General features: G+C 58.5%; 13 protein-coding genes. 6 read left to right on the top strand and 7 right to left on the bottom strand.

The window, feature by feature from the left end; translation table 11 throughout:
- Window positions 1-132: 132 nt before the first annotated feature.
- The 5 genes from ubiA to malK all read right to left on the bottom strand — a co-directional run bounded on the left by ubiA (window position 133) and on the right by malK (window position 5451).
- Complete coding sequence (gene ubiA, locus GJV78_RS17155; RefSeq protein WP_155109492.1) at window positions 133-1005, bottom strand: 4-hydroxybenzoate octaprenyltransferase; 873 nt, start codon at window positions 1003-1005, stop codon at window positions 133-135.
- Window positions 1006-1017: 12 nt separating this feature from the next.
- Complete coding sequence (gene ubiC, locus GJV78_RS17150) at window positions 1018-1515, bottom strand: chorismate lyase (RefSeq protein ID WP_155109491.1); 498 nt, start codon at window positions 1513-1515, stop codon at window positions 1018-1020.
- A gap of 180 nt (window positions 1516-1695) precedes the next feature.
- Complete coding sequence (gene malM, locus GJV78_RS17145) at window positions 1696-2613, bottom strand: maltose operon protein MalM (RefSeq protein WP_155109490.1); 918 nt, start codon at window positions 2611-2613, stop codon at window positions 1696-1698.
- 208 nt (window positions 2614-2821) lie between these two features.
- Window positions 2822-4177 (bottom strand): maltoporin, encoded by a 1356-nt coding sequence (locus tag GJV78_RS17140; RefSeq protein WP_167519625.1) that lies wholly within the window; start codon window positions 4175-4177, stop codon window positions 2822-2824.
- Window positions 4178-4341: 164 nt separating this feature from the next.
- Window positions 4342-5451: a maltose/maltodextrin ABC transporter ATP-binding protein MalK gene (gene malK, locus GJV78_RS17135; protein ID WP_155109488.1), complete on the bottom strand. Its 1110-nt coding sequence runs from the start codon at window positions 5449-5451 to the stop codon at window positions 4342-4344.
- A gap of 405 nt (window positions 5452-5856) precedes the next feature.
- Between malK and malE the strand changes: the two genes are divergently transcribed.
- The 4 genes from malE to xylE all read left to right on the top strand — a co-directional run bounded on the left by malE (window position 5857) and on the right by xylE (window position 11645).
- Window positions 5857-7047, top strand: coding sequence for a maltose/maltodextrin ABC transporter substrate-binding protein MalE (malE, locus tag GJV78_RS17130; RefSeq protein WP_155109487.1), 1191 nt, complete (start codon window positions 5857-5859; stop codon window positions 7045-7047).
- A 124-nt stretch (window positions 7048-7171) separates the two neighbouring features.
- A complete protein-coding gene (gene malF, locus GJV78_RS17125; protein ID WP_155109486.1) occupies window positions 7172-8716 on the top strand; it encodes a maltose ABC transporter permease MalF in 1545 nt (514 codons plus the stop codon).
- A 35-nt stretch (window positions 8717-8751) separates the two neighbouring features.
- Entirely contained in the window at window positions 8752-9642 is an 891-nt protein-coding gene (gene malG, locus GJV78_RS17120) for a maltose ABC transporter permease MalG (RefSeq protein WP_155109485.1), read from the top strand.
- Window positions 9643-10169: 527 nt separating this feature from the next.
- A complete protein-coding gene (gene xylE / locus GJV78_RS17115) occupies window positions 10170-11645 on the top strand; it encodes a D-xylose transporter XylE (protein ID WP_155109484.1) in 1476 nt (491 codons plus the stop codon).
- Window positions 11646-11687: 42 nt separating this feature from the next.
- On the opposite strand, the gene psiE is transcribed toward xylE, so the two are convergent.
- Window positions 11688-12098, bottom strand: coding sequence for a phosphate-starvation-inducible protein PsiE (gene psiE, locus GJV78_RS17110; protein WP_155109483.1), 411 nt, complete (start codon window positions 12096-12098; stop codon window positions 11688-11690).
- 474 nt (window positions 12099-12572) lie between these two features.
- Here psiE and GJV78_RS17105 point away from each other — a divergent pair, with 474 nt between their 5' ends.
- The gene (locus GJV78_RS17105; RefSeq protein WP_155109482.1) at window positions 12573-13082 is read left to right on the top strand and encodes a GNAT family N-acetyltransferase; all 510 of its coding nucleotides are present in this window, start codon (window positions 12573-12575) and stop codon (window positions 13080-13082) included.
- Window positions 13083-13180: 98 nt separating this feature from the next.
- Here GJV78_RS17105 and pgi read toward each other — a convergent pair whose 3' ends face one another.
- Entirely contained in the window at window positions 13181-14830 is a 1650-nt protein-coding gene (pgi, locus tag GJV78_RS17100; RefSeq protein WP_155109481.1) for a glucose-6-phosphate isomerase, read from the bottom strand.
- Window positions 14831-15344: 514 nt separating this feature from the next.
- Between pgi and GJV78_RS17095 the strand changes: the two genes are divergently transcribed.
- The gene (locus GJV78_RS17095) at window positions 15345-15488 is read left to right on the top strand and encodes a helix-turn-helix domain-containing protein (protein ID WP_155109480.1); all 144 of its coding nucleotides are present in this window, start codon (window positions 15345-15347) and stop codon (window positions 15486-15488) included.
- Window positions 15489-15647: the final 159 nt, after the last annotated feature.

Raw genomic sequence — 15647 nt, 5'->3', positions numbered from 1 at the left:
TCGTTCCCGATAGATGTGTCGCTCCCCTGCCCGCCCGCGCCCTTCAAAGCGCCCTGCGTTCCGTCAGATGGCGTAAAAAAAACCGCCCTCTTACTCTCGTTGGGAGGGCGGTTTTTTCATTCACGAGCGGCGTCAGAGCTGCCAGTAGCTTATTGCCAGCCCGATAAACAGCGCCAGGCCAACGTAGTTATTATTCATAAACGCCTTAAAACAGGCTTCGCGTTCGCGCCCGGCGATCAGCTTCTGCTGATAAATAAACAGCGCGCCCGCCGCCAGCACCGAGGCATAGTAGCTCCACCCCAGCCCGTTGAGCCAGCCAATCAGCGCCATCAGCGCCAGCACGACGATTTGTAAAATGCCAACAATTAGCCGATCGTTTTCGCCAAACAGAATCGCCGTCGATTTAATGCCGATTCGCAGATCGTCATCGCGATCCACCATCGCGTACTGCGTATCGTAGGCCACCGCCCAGAGAACGTTGGCAAGAAACATTAGCCAGCAGCTCAGCGGCACCGATTCGCTGACGGCGGCAAAGGCCATCGGGATCGACCAGCCAAACGCCGCCCCCAGCACCACCTGCGGCAGGTGGGTATAGCGCTTCATAAACGGATAGATCCACGCCAGCACCAGCGCGGCAATCGACAGCAGAATGGTCATCGCGTTAAGGGTCAGCACCAGCAGGAAGGCGAGCAGCACCAGCACGCCGAACAGGGTGCGGGCCTCGTTCTCAGTCACCGCCCCGCTCGGCAGCGGCCGGTTGGCGGTGCGCTTCACGTGGCCGTCAAACTTCCGGTCGGCGTAGTCGTTCACCACGCATCCGGCGGCGCGCATCAGCCAGACGCCGGCCACAAACACCGCGAGGATCCACGGCTGCGGTACGCCGGGCGAAGCCACCCACAGCGCCCACAGCGTCGGCCAGAGCAGCAGCAGGGCACCGATTGGCTTATCCGTACGCATCAGGCGGTGAAATGCCAGCAGCTTATTTTGCGTCAGACTCCACTCCATTTTATCTTCCTCTTAGTACAACGGTGAGGCGGGCAGAAACAGCTCGGTCAGCACCAGGGGCTTTCCGCTCAGCCGCAGTCGGGAACGACGCCCCCACAGCCCGGCATCACAACCGATCTCAATAAAATCTCGTGACAACGACGATGATGTAAAAAGATAGCGCCCCAGCGGGATTTTTCCCAATTTTTGTAGGGCTATTTCCGGGCCGCACAGGGTGGATTCAGGCACCACCGTGCGCCCGGCAAGCCACGGAACCTCATCGGCACAGAGTAAAATTTCACGCAGCCAGTAGCGGGACGCCTCCGGCAGCAGGGCCAGCTCGTCGGCCACCTCGTCCCGGCCGACGAACGCCTCGCGCAGAAGCGTCACCGTCACCCGTTTCCCCTGCTGCTCAAAGCGGCGGGTCATGGAATCTTCCAGCAGCAGCCAGTCGCTCAGGCGCGCGTCCAACGTGGGGAGGGTGTTAAAATAGCGCAGCGCGCGCAGCCGCGTTAACGCGGGGTGGGACATGGCCGATTCTCCGTAACACAGGGTTTCGCCATTGTATCGCAGAAACGCCGCTACGGGAGTTGGAAAGCGAATGAATTGAACGCTTGCGCAACAGCAGTGTAACAATCCGCATTGAATGCTAAAAAAAGGTGCGCCCGAAGACGCACCAGCTGTTGCAAAATCAGCAATGCGGGGAAGTCATTACCCTTTGCCTTTTACACTGCTGATAAAGGTGGAACGCGCGGAGGTCGATCCCAGACGTTCGGCCTCATCAAGCAGCCGCAGCGCTTTATCCACGTCGCCCTCCGCTACCGCCCGTTTAATCGCCCTGGTGAAGTAGCTTTCGGTATCGTTAAGCACCGGCGCGCTGCGCTTCACGCTCGCAGGCGCGGGGGAAGGCGTCGGCGCGGCGGTATTGCCGATGGTGACCGGCCCCGGTCCGGAGGAGCCAAACAGCGGCCCGACCAGCACGCTGGAGGTGCTGCTGGTTTTTACCTTCAGCTTCAGCAGGCCGTCGGTCGTATGGCGGGCGATGGGGTCCGGAATATCGGGAATCGCATTGCCGACGCCCTTCGCGTAGGCCTTTGCCGGGGCGAGTAATTTGGTGGTCTGCTGGAGATCTTTTTCGGTGGTAAAGACCAGCACATAGAGCTTCTGCTGGCCCAGGGCGGGGGTCAGGCGCATCACGCCCTCCAGCCGATCCGCGCTCATTACGCCCGGCTCCTGCCAGGTAAAGTAGCTGGCGGGGAAGTAGGCGGAGGGGGTCATATTCTGATCCAGGATCAGCACGTTCGGCGCAAAAACGCTGGTTTGTTTATTCACTTCGCTGGAGAGGGTCAGGGTCAGCTCGCCAATGTTGGCCGGCACGCTCCAGGCGGCAACCGGCCCGCTGATACCCGCCGCGTCAAGTCGCTGCCCGCCGGTAGCCAGCTGCATGGTCTGCGCTTTTGACGGATCGACGGGCGTCCAGGTCAGCTGCTGCAGCGCGGCGGTGGGAATTGACGGCGCGGCGCGGGTATTTTGTGGCACATAGTTGACCTCTGCCAGGCTCGCGCCCGGCACGGCCGCCAGCACTCCTGTGCATAAGCAGAGCGCGACGAGACTTTTCTTCATTTTCATTGTTATCACCTCAGATAGCGTGGGTTCAGCGGTGGCCAGGCAATAGCGCGCTAAACCGCAGGAAACGGCGCTCTGGGAGCGGAGCCTCTTCCGGTCTCAGAAGCGGATGACGCAGCGCCGACAGGCCTGCGTCATCGGGTATTTAGCTCTTTATTCTCTGCCGGCGAAGGGGCATCAGCGTCCCTCTTTGCGCCAGGCTACCGCACGATTACCACCAGATTTCCATCTGGGCACCAAAGGACCACTCATCGCTGTCGCCGCGGCTGGTGGTAGTGAAGTCGGGGTTATTCGCGGCGGCGGCATAGCGAGAGACGTTATCACCGTTCCTGATGTAGCCCCACTTCTCATCCCACTTCGCATAGGTGGCGAACAGGCGGATCGCCGGGCGCGACCAGATGCTGTCGCCCGCCTGCCACTGCTGGGCGAGGGTGATCTTGTACTGGTTGTTGCGATCCCCGGTCTGCTGAGATTTAACGTTGTCGTAGCCGACCTCCAGCAGGGTGCTCATGATCGGCGTCCATTTGAACATCGGCCGCACGCCGACGGTCCACCAGTCGGTGCCCAGATCGTTGTCCAGATCCTGCTTCTGGAACATGCCGACGTACATCAGATCCCAGCGATCGCCGAGGGAGATCGCGCCGTGATCGAGGATGCGCCACATCTTGCCGTCGTTGTTGACGCGGCTGTCGACATAATGAATCTGGTCATCGCCTTCACCGACGGTATAGGTAGAGCCCCAGGAGCCCTGGGCAACTCCTTTGCCCTGCGTGGTCATGGCGTCGGTGGCGTACTGCAGCACCAGCTTGTTGTAGCCCTTCAACATGCTCTGGGTGTGTTCGGCGGTGAACATCCAGCCGTCTTTGGAAGCGCCATCGGCCAGCCGGTAGTCGTCGGTGGTGTTTGCCCGGCCGTAGTCAACGCCCAGTTCCAGCACGCCGTCCGGGTTAGTTTCCAGGCCAGCCAGCCGCACATCAAACACGTCGTTGGCGGTATCTTTTGAGCGATCGTAAATATTCTGGCTGCTGAAGGTATAGGAGCCGCCCGCCTCCTGAGAGCGGGTCGCCGCCAGGGAGAGTTTGCCGAAGCCGAGATCGATATTTTCAATACCGGCACCGGGACCGGAAATATCCCAGTAGTAGAAGTCGATCATATGCACATCATGACGCTGATAGAAGCGCTTACCGGCCCAGAGGGTGGAGCCGGGCAGCCAGTCGATCAGGTTTTTACCCTGCACGTTAGCCTCGCGGAAGGCCGGATCGGTCGCCTCCCAGTCGTTCTGCTGGGCGACGGAGTAGGCGACGTTAGTATCGAAATAGAAGCTCTTATCGCCCTCTTTCCAGACCTCCTGACCCAGCTTCAGCTCCGCATAGGTCTCACATTCGTTACCGAGACGATATTTGCTTTGCGCGCCGGTGGCCTGGAAACACTGCTGTTCACCGCCGCTTCCCGTCCAGCCGATGCCGGAACGGGCGTAACCGTGAAAATCCACGGCCATTGCCTGAACAGACATTACGCCTGCTGCGACGGCAATCGCCAGAGGAAGTTTGCGCAGAGTTATCATTATGCTATCTCCTGAGATCGTTGCTTTTCTTTAAACGTGTCGCCCTTCGGGCGGCCTCTTTGTTAGCCGCGTTCTTTCTCCCCGGTCACGCACTGTTTGTACGCTCCCGGAGGACATTCACCTGCCGCCGCAAAGGGTTTTACGTTTTGTTTTTTTAATGGGGAGCCTTAAACGCCCGGCTCCTGATGTAGCCGTCGGCAGGCGGAACCATCCTCACGGAACAGATGGCAGCGCTCCGGCGGCAGACCGATAGCGAATGTGGCACCCTCTTCTACCAGCACCACGTCATTCTGACGCCAGACCAGGTTCTGACGAATGGCGGGGATCTGGATATGAATTTGCGTTTCATGGCCCAGCTGTTCGACGACCTGCACGCTCCCTTCCAGGGTAACGTCGGCGATATCACTGGACAGCAGATGCTCCGGCCGGATACCTAAAGACATGTTGGCCCCGGGCTGCACGCCGCGGCTCTCCACCGGCAGCCAGACGTGCTGGCGGTTCGGCAGCTCCACCTGCACCTGGTCGATAGCGGTGGCGGTGACTTTTACCGGCAGGAAATTCATCCTCGGCGAGCCAATAAAGCCCGCGACAAAACGATCCGCCGGATAGTGATACAGCTCCAGCGGCCTGCCGACCTGCGCCACGCGGCCGGCGTCCAGCACCACGATCTTGTCGGCGAGGGTCATCGCTTCCACCTGATCGTGGGTGACGTAAATCATGGTGCGGCCCAGCCGCTTATGCAGACGGGCGATCTCAATGCGCATCTGTACGCGCAGCGCGGCGTCGAGGTTAGAAAGCGGCTCATCGAGCAGGAACACGCGCGGCTCCGCCACCAGCGTGCGGCCAATCGCCACGCGCTGGCGCTGGCCGCCGGAGAGCGCCTTTGGCTTACGATCCAGCAGGTGCGCCAGCTGCAGCACCTCCGCCACCTGGTTGACGCGCTGGTTCATCACCGCTTTTTTGGCACCCGCCAGCCGGAGGCCAAACGACATATTTTCCGCCACAGAGAGATGGGGATAGAGCGCATAGGACTGGAACACCATACCGACGCCACGCTCGGCGGGAGGCACGTCGTTCATGCGGGTTTCACCGATAAACAGGTCGCCGCAGGTGATGGTTTCCAGCCCGGCAATCATCCGCAGCAGGGTCGATTTACCGCAGCCTGACGGCCCCACAAACACCACGAACTCCCCGTCATGAATATCGAGGTTGATATCTTTTGATACCACCACGTCACCCCAGGCTTTCGTTACATTTTGCAGCCGCACGTTCGCCATGCCCTTCTCCCTATCAACAGCAGCTTTACATGGGCTGACTATGCGTTATCCCCGGCAGGCGCAAATCCTCCGCCCCCGGCTTTTTTATGGGGGAGGAGGCGGGAGGATGAGGGGCCGACGTCTGCGGACCGGGCCGGAGGCCGTTGAAGAATTTCGTGACGGCGCTTGCAAAATTCACCGCCTTTTTATGTGCGCCAGCACGCATTATTCACATTTATGCAACACAGATCACATAACGCGGCGGCGGGGCGTAGGGTTAAGGAGGATGGAAAGAGGAGGTCATAGAAAGAAACTGGAGAGCGTTAAACCCCCACTGTGTCTCTGTGTTCTGAACGATCCGCGGCGCGTCAGAACGCCCCGGAGAGCGACGGGCATATCCACACCTCAGCCAACAGGATGGGAAATATGAAAATCAACACCGGCACGCGCGCTTTCGCCTTGTCCGCCCTGGCAGCAATGATGATTTCCGCGCCGGCGCTCGCCAAAATTGAAGAAGGTAAGCTGGTCATCTGGATTAACGGCGATAAAGGCTATAACGGCCTCGCCGAAGTGGGTAAAAAATTTGAAAAGGACACCGGCATTAAGGTCACCGTGGAGCATCCGGACAAACTGGAGGAGAAATATCCGCAGGTTGCCGCGACCGGCGATGGCCCGGACATTATCTTCTGGGCGCACGACCGCTTTGGCGGCTACGCGCAGTCCGGCCTGCTGGCGGAGATTGCCCCGGACCAGGCCTTCCAGGACAAGCTTTATCCGTTCACCTGGGACGCGGTGCGCTACAACGGCAAGCTCATCGCCTACCCCGTCGCCGTTGAGGCTCTTTCGCTGATTTACAACAAGGACCTTGTTCCCAACCCGCCGAAAACCTGGGAAGAGATCCCGCCGCTGGATAAAGCGCTGAGGGCGAAGGGCAAGAGCGCCCTGATGTTCAACCTGCAGGAGCCGTACTTCACCTGGCCGCTGATCGCCGCCGACGGCGGCTATGCGTTTAAGTTCGCCGACGGCAAGTATGACGTGAAGGACGTGGGCGTGGACAGCCCCGGCGCGAAGGCGGGCCTGGGCTTTCTGGTGGAGATGATCAAGAACAAACAGATGAACGCCGACACCGATTACTCCATCGCCGAGGCGGCCTTTAACAAGGGCGAAACCGCCATGACCATCAACGGCCCGTGGGCGTGGGCCAACATCGACAAGGGCAAGGTCAACTACGGCGTCACGCTGCTGCCGACCTTTAAGGGCAAACCCTCTAAGCCGTTCGTCGGGGTACTAAGCGCCGGCATCAACGCCGCCAGCCCGAATAAAGAGCTGGCGAAAGAGTTCCTCGAAAACTATCTGCTGACCGACCAGGGGCTGGCGGCGATCAACAAAGATAAGCCGCTGGGTGCCGTGGCGTTGAAATCGTTCCAGGCGCAGCTGGAGAAAGATCCGCGTATCGCCGCCACGATGGAGAATGCGAAATCCGGCGAGATTATGCCGAACGTCCCGCAGATGTCCGCCTTCTGGTACGCGGTGCGCACGGCGGTGATTAACGCCGTCAGCGGCCGCCAGACGGTTGACGCCGCGCTGAAGGACGCCCAGGGCCGTATTACCAAATAGTACTTTTACCCTTTCTCCTTCAGGGAGAGGGTCAGGGGGAAGGTTGTATTGATTCATCGCTCCTCACCCCGGCTCTCTCCCCAGGGAGAGAGAAAAGCTCAAAACGCTGTGAAGGAATGTCCCCATGGATGTCGTTAAAAAGAAACACCGCTGGCAAAGCCCGTGGCTGACGGGTGCCGTAACGGGGTTGCTGGGCCTGCTGGTGGGTTACCTTGTCGTTTTAATGTACGTGCAGGGGGAGTACCTGTTTGCCATCACCACGCTGATTTTAAGCTCGGCGGGACTCTATATCTTCACCAACCGGAAGACCTACGCCTGGCGCTACGTCTATCCGGGGCTGGCCGGGATGGGGCTGTTCGTCCTGTTCCCGCTGGTCTGCACCATCGCCATCGCCTTTACCAACTACAGCAGCACCAACCAGCTCACCTTTGAGCGCGCCCGGCAGGTGCTGATGGATCGTTCTTATCAGGCGGGTCAATCCTACGGTTTCAGCCTGTATCCGGCGGGCGACGCATGGCGGCTGGCCCTGAGCGACGGAGAAACGGGCAAATACTACCTCTCCGATACTTTTACCTTTGGCGGCGAGCAGACGCTGCCCCTGCGGGAGGCCGCCGCCCTGCCCGCCGGCGAGCGCGCCGGCCTGCGCGTCATTACGCAGAATCGACAGGCGCTGAGTCAGCTGACCGCCGTGCTGCCGGATAAGAGCAACCTCGTGATGAGCTCGCTGCGTCAGTTCTCCGCCACCCGGCCGCTCTACCGGCTGACCGATGACGGCACGCTAATCAACGGTCAGAGCGGGGTCCGCTATCGCGCCAATAACGACATCGGCTACTTCCAGTCGGTTACCGCCGACGGCGGCTGGGGCGATGAAAAGCTGAGTCCGGGCTATACCGTCACCATCGGCTGGGACAACTTTACCCGCGTGTTCGCCGATCGGGGCATCCAGAAGCCCTTTTTCGCCATTTTTATCTGGACGGTGGTCTTCTCGGTGCTTACCGTGCTGCTGACCGTCGCCGTGGGGATGGTGCTGGCCTGTCTCGTCCAGTGGGAGGCCCTGAAGGGCAAGGCGGTCTACCGCGTCCTGCTGATTTTGCCCTACGCCGTGCCATCGTTTATCTCTATTCTGATTTTCAAGGGGTTGTTTAACCAGAGCTTCGGGGAGATCAATATGATGTTGAGTGGCCTGTTCGGCATAAAGCCGGCCTGGTTCAGCGATCCCAACACCGCCCGCGCGATGGTCATCATCGTCAACACCTGGCTCGGCTATCCCTATATGATGATCCTCTGCATGGGGCTGCTGAAGGCGATTCCGGACGATCTGTACGAAGCGTCGGCGATGGACGGGGCCGGGCCGTGGCAAAACTTTTTTAAAATTACGCTGCCGCTGCTGATTAAGCCGCTGACGCCGCTGATGATCGCCAGCTTCGCCTTTAACTTTAACAACTTCGTGCTGATTCAGCTGCTGACCAACGGCGGCCCGGATCGTCTCGGCACCACCACGCCCGCGGGCTATACCGACCTGCTGGTGAGCTATACCTGGCGCATCGCCTTTGAGGGCGGCGGCGGGCAGAACTTTGGCCTGGCGGCGGCCATCGCCACCCTGATCTTCCTGCTGGTAGGGGCGCTTGCGGTGGTGAACCTGAAGGCCACGAGGATGAAGTTTGATTAGCCCGGCGCAATGTTAAGGTTAAGGAGCTGAGTAATATGGCTATGGTTCAACCCAAATCTCAAAAGCTGCGCCTGTTGGCAACCCACTTAGGGCTGCTGATTTTTATCGCGGCGATTATGTTCCCGCTGCTGATGGTGATCGCCATTTCGCTGCGCGAAGGTAACTTCGCCACCGGCAGCCTGATCCCGGAGACGATCTCCTGGGAGCACTGGCGACTGGCGCTGGGCTTCAGCGTGGAGCACGCCGACGGCCGGGTGACGCCGCCCCCCTTCCCGGTCCTGCTGTGGCTGTGGAACTCGGTAAAGATCGCCGGCATCACGGCCATCGGCATCGTGGCGCTCTCCACCACCTGCGCCTACGCCTTTGCCCGGATGCGCTTTCCGGGGAAAGCCCCCCTGCTGAAGGGTATGCTGATTTTCCAGATGTTTCCGGCGGTGCTGTCGCTGGTGGCGCTGTATGCCCTGTTCGATCGCCTCGGACAGTACCTGCCGTTTATTGGGCTCAACACCCACGGCGGCGTGATTTTCGCCTATCTCGGCGGCATCGCGCTGCACGTCTGGACCATCAAAGGCTATTTTGAAACCATCGACGGCTCGCTGGAAGAGGCGGCGGCGCTGGATGGTGCCACCCCGTGGCAGGCGTTCCGCCTGGTGCTGCTGCCGCTCTCGGTGCCGATCCTGGCGGTGGTGTTTATTTTGTCGTTTATCGCGGCCATTACCGAAGTACCGGTCGCCTCGCTGCTGCTGCGCGACGTTGACAGCTACACCCTGGCGGTCGGGATGCAGCAATACCTCAACCCGCAGAACTACCTGTGGGGTGATTTTGCCGCCGCCGCCGTGCTCTCCGCGATTCCCATCACCCTGGTGTTCCTGCTGGCCCAGCGCTGGCTGGTCAACGGCCTGACGGCCGGAGGGGTGAAAGGCTAAGCGGCGCGAACCGCCCCTGTTTCCTGACGTACCCGCCCGGCGACGGGCGCTGCCACTGCAACCCTTGCTGATGTTATTCCCTGACGATCGTTGGTCGGCGCTCCCCGGAGCGCTTTTTTTTGCGCCCGTCTCCCGGGCCTGTTTTTACGTTATTTAATAATGTCGTTATGATTATTTTCTTTTGTGCTGTTAATCACAGTAGAAATAGCACCAGGTCCTGACTCAAAATATTCAACCGCAATTAAGATCACAGAAAAGACAAAACATAATCGCATTATAAAAAATGATAATTGTCTTAGCCGGACGGCGATCCCACCATTATTAGCGCGGATAACAAGAGCCAGCTTTGATGGTAAAGATGGCGTAACAGTCACTTGGTGTATACCCTAAATAATTCGAGTTGCAGGACAAAACGCAGCGCGTTTTGAACAGCCCCGGGGCTGGCCCCGAAGGGGTGAGGCCTCAGGGCCGAATAAAGCCAACGCACAGGCAACTTGAAGTATGACGGGTGTATAAGGCAGGTCTGAATGAATACCCACTATAATACCCGTTATATTTTTACGATTACGCTGGTTGCCACGTTAGGCGGTTTATTATTTGGCTATGATACCGCCGTCATCTCCGGCACCGTTGAGTCTCTGAACAAGGTCTTCGTCGCGCCGCAGCATCTGAGCGAATCCACGGCCAACTCCCTGCTCGGTTTCTGCGTTGCCAGCGCGCTGATCGGCTGTATTATCGGCGGTGCCATCGGCGGCTACTGCAGCAACCGCTTTGGCCGTCGCGATTCGCTGAAAATTGCCGCACTGCTGTTTTTTATTTCCGGTATCGGTTCAGCATGGCCGGAATTAGGTTTTACCACCATTAATCCCGATAATAACCTGCCCATATATTTAGCCGGATATATCCCTGAGTTTGTCATTTATCGCATCATTGGTGGTATTGGTGTTGGCCTGGCATCCATGCTCTCGCCAATGTATATTGCCGAAATGGCCCCGGCGCAGATTCGCGGCCGGCTGGTCTCTTTTAACCAGTTCGCCATTATATTTGGCCAGCTTTTGGTCTACTGCGTAAACTATTTTATCGCCCGTTCCGGCGACGCCACCTGGCTGCATACCAACGGCTGGCGCTATATGTTTGCCTCAGAGTGTATTCCGGCGCTGCTCTTCCTGGCGCTGCTCTATACCGTTCCGGAAAGCCCACGCTGGCTGATGGCCCGGGGCAGGCAGGAGCAGGCTGAGGGCATTCTGCGTAAAGTCATGGGCACGTCGCTCGCCGCCCAGGCCGTGGCGGAGATCCAGCGCTCGCTGGAGCATGGCCGGAAAACCGGCGGCCGCCTGCTGATGTTCGGCGTGGGTATCATTGTCATTGGCGTGATGCTGTCGGTATTCCAGCAGTTTGTCGGCATCAACGTGGTGCTCTACTACGCGCCGGAGGTCTTTAAAACGCTGGGGGCCAGCACCGACGTGGCGCTGCTGCAGACCATTATCGTCGGGGTGATTAACCTCAGCTTTACCGTGCTGGCCATCATGACGGTGGATAAATTTGGCCGCAAGCCGCTGCAGATCGCCGGCGCGCTGGGTATGGCGCTCGGCATGTTCTGCCTCGGCACCGCGTTTTATAGCCGGGCACCGGGCATCCTGGCGCTGCTGTCGATGCTGTTTTACGTCGCCGCCTTCGCCATGTCCTGGGGGCCGGTGTGCTGGGTGCTGCTGGCGGAGATCTTCCCTAACGCCATCCGCGGCAAGGCGCTGGCCATTGCCGTCGCCGCCCAGTGGCTGGCGAACTACTTCGTCTCCTGGACCTTCCCGATGATGGATAAAAATTCGTGGCTGGTGGCCCACTTCCACAACGGCTTCTCTTACTGGATTTACGGCTGTATGGGCCTGCTGGCCGCGCTGTTTATGTGGAAGTTCGTACCGGAAACCAAGGGCCGGACGCTGGAGGAGCTGGAGAGCCTGTGGTCCCCCGCTGAAGCGAAAGCGCGCCGGGCTACGGCGCAGTAGATTCGGACAACAGAGCGCCGCAGCCCGCCTGTGGCGCTGGCTCTACTCCCGCTTCAGACGCCTGGAGTTACACAGCCAGAGGGTGATCACCAGCAGCAGGATCGCCGCAGAATAGATCAGCACCGCCATCGGCGACTCATGATCGATAATGATCAGACGCACGATAGCGGTGATGCCGATATAGACGAAATAGCGCAGCGGGAAGTGGAAGCCGGACTCAAAATACTTCACGATCAGCGCAATAAACTCAAAGTAGAGAAAATAGACCACCAGCCCCTCCACCAGCTTATATTTACTGGCCGGTTCCGGCGTGAACAGCACGTGCGCCAGGTGCAGGGTCTTTTTCCCCAGAAAAATAACCAAAATAATCCCCAGGCAAAGCAGCCCCAGGTTAAGCACCGTTTGCAGCGTAATGGCGATAAAATTCACCAGCGGACGATAAACCGGCGGCATAGACCCTCCTTATCACAATGATTTATGGCGATCTGTATATACCCGTCATACTTCAAGTTGCCTGTGCGTTGGCTTTATTCGGCCCGGGGGCCTCACCCTGAAGGGCCGCCGCCAGCGGCGTTCAAATCAGCTAAGCTGATTTGTCCTCGTTCACCCCGGTCACTTACTGCAGTAAGCTCCCGGGGATTAATGAGAGACATCCCTGTCTCTCACCAGAGGCAGCCTGTGGCTGTTCAAATTCGTTCCTGACGAATTTGTCTCTGTGTCGCCGCGTGATTCGGCCTGAGGGCCTCACCCCTTCGGGGCCAGCCCAGGGGCTGTTCAAAACGCGCTGCGTTTTGTCCTGCAACTCGAATTATTTAGGGTATAGCGCAAAAATGTGATCGATATCGACTTTTTTCGTTAACTTTTTGCTATGCCCGCAGCAAATGTAACAATTGCTTTCCACCCTGACAGAATAAAAAGGCGGCAATTATGCTAAATATCCGCCCCGCACGGCCGGAAGATGTCGCGCTTATCGGGCGAATAGGCAATACCAGCTACCGTCACCATTTTGCCCACCTCTGGCAGAGTGCCGGGGAACTGGAGCAATATCTGCAGCAAGAGTATGCCGTGGCTGCGCTGGAACGCAGCCTGGCTGATGCGCAGTGCAGCTGGCTGATTGCGGAGTCAGAGCATCCCGTCGGCTTCGTGAAATACGCCTGCCACCAGGCTATCAGCCCCGGCGGCCCATCCGGCGCGCTGCTGCATAAGCTCTATCTGCTACCCGACGCAACGGGACGCCGCTATGGCGAACAGCTTTTTTACGCCGTCGAAACGCGAGCAAAAGAGGCCGGTGAAGGCTGGCTATGGCTGGAAGTGCTTGCAGCCAATACCAGCGCCCGCCGTTTTTATGAACGTCTGGGAATGGAGCACGTTAAAGATGCCCTTTTCAGCACCGCCACTCAACAGAGCAGATTACATATTCTTGCCAAACCCCTCTGAAGACGGGGCGCTGCCGGCCGCGTCACAGCAAGGGCGGGGCCGGTGTAACGCGCATAAAAAAGCCGGCCACCGGGGCCGGCCTTCAGGCTCAGGGCCAACTAGCCGCGCCAGGCCTTATAGCGGTTGATCAGACCATTGGTGGAGCTGTCGTGGCTGGCGATCGCAGTATCATCACCCAGCTCCGGCAGGATGCGGTTCGCCAGCTGTTTGCCCAGCTCGACGCCCCACTGGTCGAAGGTGAAGATATTGAGGATTGCGCCCTGGGTGAAGATCTTATGCTCATACAGCGCGATCAGCGCGCCCAGGCTGAACGGCGTGATTTCGCGCAGCAGAATCGAGTTGGTCGGGCGGTTGCCTTCAAACACTTTGAACGGCACGACGTGCTCAAGGGTGGCCGGATCTTTCCCCTGATCGCGGTACTCCTGCTCCACCACCGCGCGGGATTTCCCGAACGCCAGGGCTTCGGTCTGGGCGAAGAAGTTAGACAGCAGCTTCTGGTGGTGGTCCGACAGCGGATTATGACCGATCGCCGGGGCGATAAAGTCGCAGGGAACCAGTTTGGTGCCCTGGTGAATCAGCTGATAAAACGCATGCTGGCCGTTGGTGCCCGGCTCCCCCCAGATGATTGGGCCGGTCTGGTAGTCCACCACCTGGCCGTTACGATCAACGTATTTGCCGTTAGACTCCATGTTGCCCTGCTGGAAGTAGGCGGCAAAGCGGTGCATATACTGGTCGTACGGCAGAATCGCTTCGGTTTCGGTGCCGAAGAAATTGTTATACCAGATGCCGATCAGCGCCAGCAGCACCGGCAGGTTTTCCTCCGGTGCCGCGGTGGAGAAGTGTTTATCCATCGCGTGGGCACCAGAGAGCAGCTCAACAAAGTTATCAAAGCCCACGGAAAGAACGATAGACAGGCCGATGGCCGACCACAGGGAGTAGCGGCCGCCGACCCAGTCCCAGAACTCAAACATATTGGCGGTATCGATGCCGAACTCACCCACCGCCTTCGCGTTGGTGGAGAGCGCAGCAAAGTGTTTTGCCACATGTTTGTCATCGCCTGCACTTTTCAGGAACCAGTCGCGCGCGCTGTGGGCGTTGGTCATGGTCTCCTGGGTGGTAAAGGTTTTAGACGCCACCAGGAACAGGGTGGTTTCCGGATCCACCTTTTTCAGCACTTCGGCAATATGGGTGCCGTCGACATTGGAAACAAAGTGCATAGTGAGGTGGTTTTTATAGGGGCGCAGCGCTTCGGTCACCATATATGGGCCGAGGTCAGAGCCGCCGATGCCAATATTCACCACGTCGGTTATCGCCTTGCCGGTGTAGCCTTTCCACTGACCGGAGATAATCGCTTCCGAGAAGATTTTCATCTTCTCCAGCACCGCGTTCACCTCCGGCATCACGTCCTTGCCATCAACGATAATCGGGGTATTGCTCCGGTTGCGCAGCGCCACGTGCAGCACCGCCCGATCCTCGGTACGGTTAATCTTCTCACCGGAGAACATCGACTTAATGGCACCCGCCAGATCGGTCTCTTTCGCCAGATCCTGCAGCAGCGCCAGCGTCCGTTCGCTGATGCGGTTTTTGGAGTAATCCACCAGCATCAGATGGGCAAACGTCGCGGAAAATTTCGCGAAGCGGTCGTCGTCATTGGCAAACAGATCGGCGATCGTAACGTCCTTCATCTCATCGTAATGTTTTTGTAGCGCCTGCCAGGCAGAAGTCTGCGTCGGATTGATATTTTTCATAAGCGATACTCTTCCGGTTTAAGAAATGTGAGCTGAATCGATTGTAACGCCGGACAAAGAAATGTGTGATTGATTTAGTGCCGTCTCCGGGAAGACCGCCGGACGTTGGCAAAGTATAGCGGGTATATACGCTAAATAATTCAAGGTAGAAATTAATACCCCCGCCAGCTCTATCTAGTCGGCTGGGTAAAGTGCCCGTTCTTCGGATCGTAGTAGCGGAATGTAGTGTAGTGCAGCCCGTTTCATGGCCAAAGTACTGGCCGGCAAAGCGCAGATTCTGCCGCAGGCTTTCCCCTTCTCCGGTACGCCTCTCCTGTTTCAGCGCGCCCCACTCGTCGCTGTGGCCCCGCCGCGCGCCTGCCAGCGGCGCTGCACCAGGTTGCCCACCACGTCCCAACCGAAGCGCGTTTCCGCCAGGACCGGGGTGGGAAATCTTGTCAATGGACACTAATGTGACATATAGCAATCACATTAGTGTTGTATTACAACAGGCGGATAAAAAAGAGGGCAGACAATGGCGACTATTGATTTCCTGATGACAGGTCTTGATATGTCTGCTTTTTCCGGTCGCCTGAAGGCGCAGAGGGAAGCCAGAGGGCTGACCCAGACACGCCCTGCCGAGATGATCGACGTCCAACCGAGAGCCTATAACCGCTGAGAGCGGGGGCATATTTCACCGCAGCTGGAGACGCAGCTTAAGCTGGCCGATGTGTTACAGGTTTCGCTTGATGAACTGGTTGGCCGGGCCAGGGAAAGATTACGAAACCCCGCAGCCTGCAAGGACTGACGCGAGGTACTTCCTGTCCATTGCCGCCCG

This window comes from Intestinirhabdus alba, from assembly GCF_009711095.1.
Lineage (GTDB): Bacteria > Pseudomonadota > Gammaproteobacteria > Enterobacterales > Enterobacteriaceae > Intestinirhabdus > Intestinirhabdus alba.
The sequence above is the reverse complement of the archived record's forward strand: the minus strand, read 5'-3'. Positions and strand labels throughout refer to the sequence as shown.

Excerpts from the sequence above, each read along its gene's own strand:
- GJV78_RS17095 (WP_155109480.1), top strand. The coding sequence starts at position 15,345 with ATGGCGACTATTGATTTCCTGATGACAGGTCTTGATATGTCTGCTTTT.
- pgi (WP_155109481.1), bottom strand. The coding sequence starts at position 14,830 with ATGAAAAATATCAATCCGACGCAGACTTCTGCCTGGCAGGCGCTACAA.
- malG (WP_155109485.1), top strand. The coding sequence starts at position 8,752 with ATGGCTATGGTTCAACCCAAATCTCAAAAGCTGCGCCTGTTGGCAACC.
- ubiA (WP_155109492.1), bottom strand. The coding sequence starts at position 1,005 with ATGGAGTGGAGTCTGACGCAAAATAAGCTGCTGGCATTTCACCGCCTG.
- ubiC (WP_155109491.1), bottom strand. The coding sequence starts at position 1,515 with ATGTCCCACCCCGCGTTAACGCGGCTGCGCGCGCTGCGCTATTTTAAC.
- malE (WP_155109487.1), top strand. The coding sequence starts at position 5,857 with ATGAAAATCAACACCGGCACGCGCGCTTTCGCCTTGTCCGCCCTGGCA.
- xylE (WP_155109484.1), top strand. The coding sequence starts at position 10,170 with ATGAATACCCACTATAATACCCGTTATATTTTTACGATTACGCTGGTT.
- malK (WP_155109488.1), bottom strand. The coding sequence starts at position 5,451 with ATGGCGAACGTGCGGCTGCAAAATGTAACGAAAGCCTGGGGTGACGTG.
- malM (WP_155109490.1), bottom strand. The coding sequence starts at position 2,613 with ATGAAAATGAAGAAAAGTCTCGTCGCGCTCTGCTTATGCACAGGAGTG.
- psiE (WP_155109483.1), bottom strand. The coding sequence starts at position 12,098 with ATGCCGCCGGTTTATCGTCCGCTGGTGAATTTTATCGCCATTACGCTG.
- malF (WP_155109486.1), top strand. The coding sequence starts at position 7,172 with ATGGATGTCGTTAAAAAGAAACACCGCTGGCAAAGCCCGTGGCTGACG.
- GJV78_RS17105 (WP_155109482.1), top strand. The coding sequence starts at position 12,573 with ATGCTAAATATCCGCCCCGCACGGCCGGAAGATGTCGCGCTTATCGGG.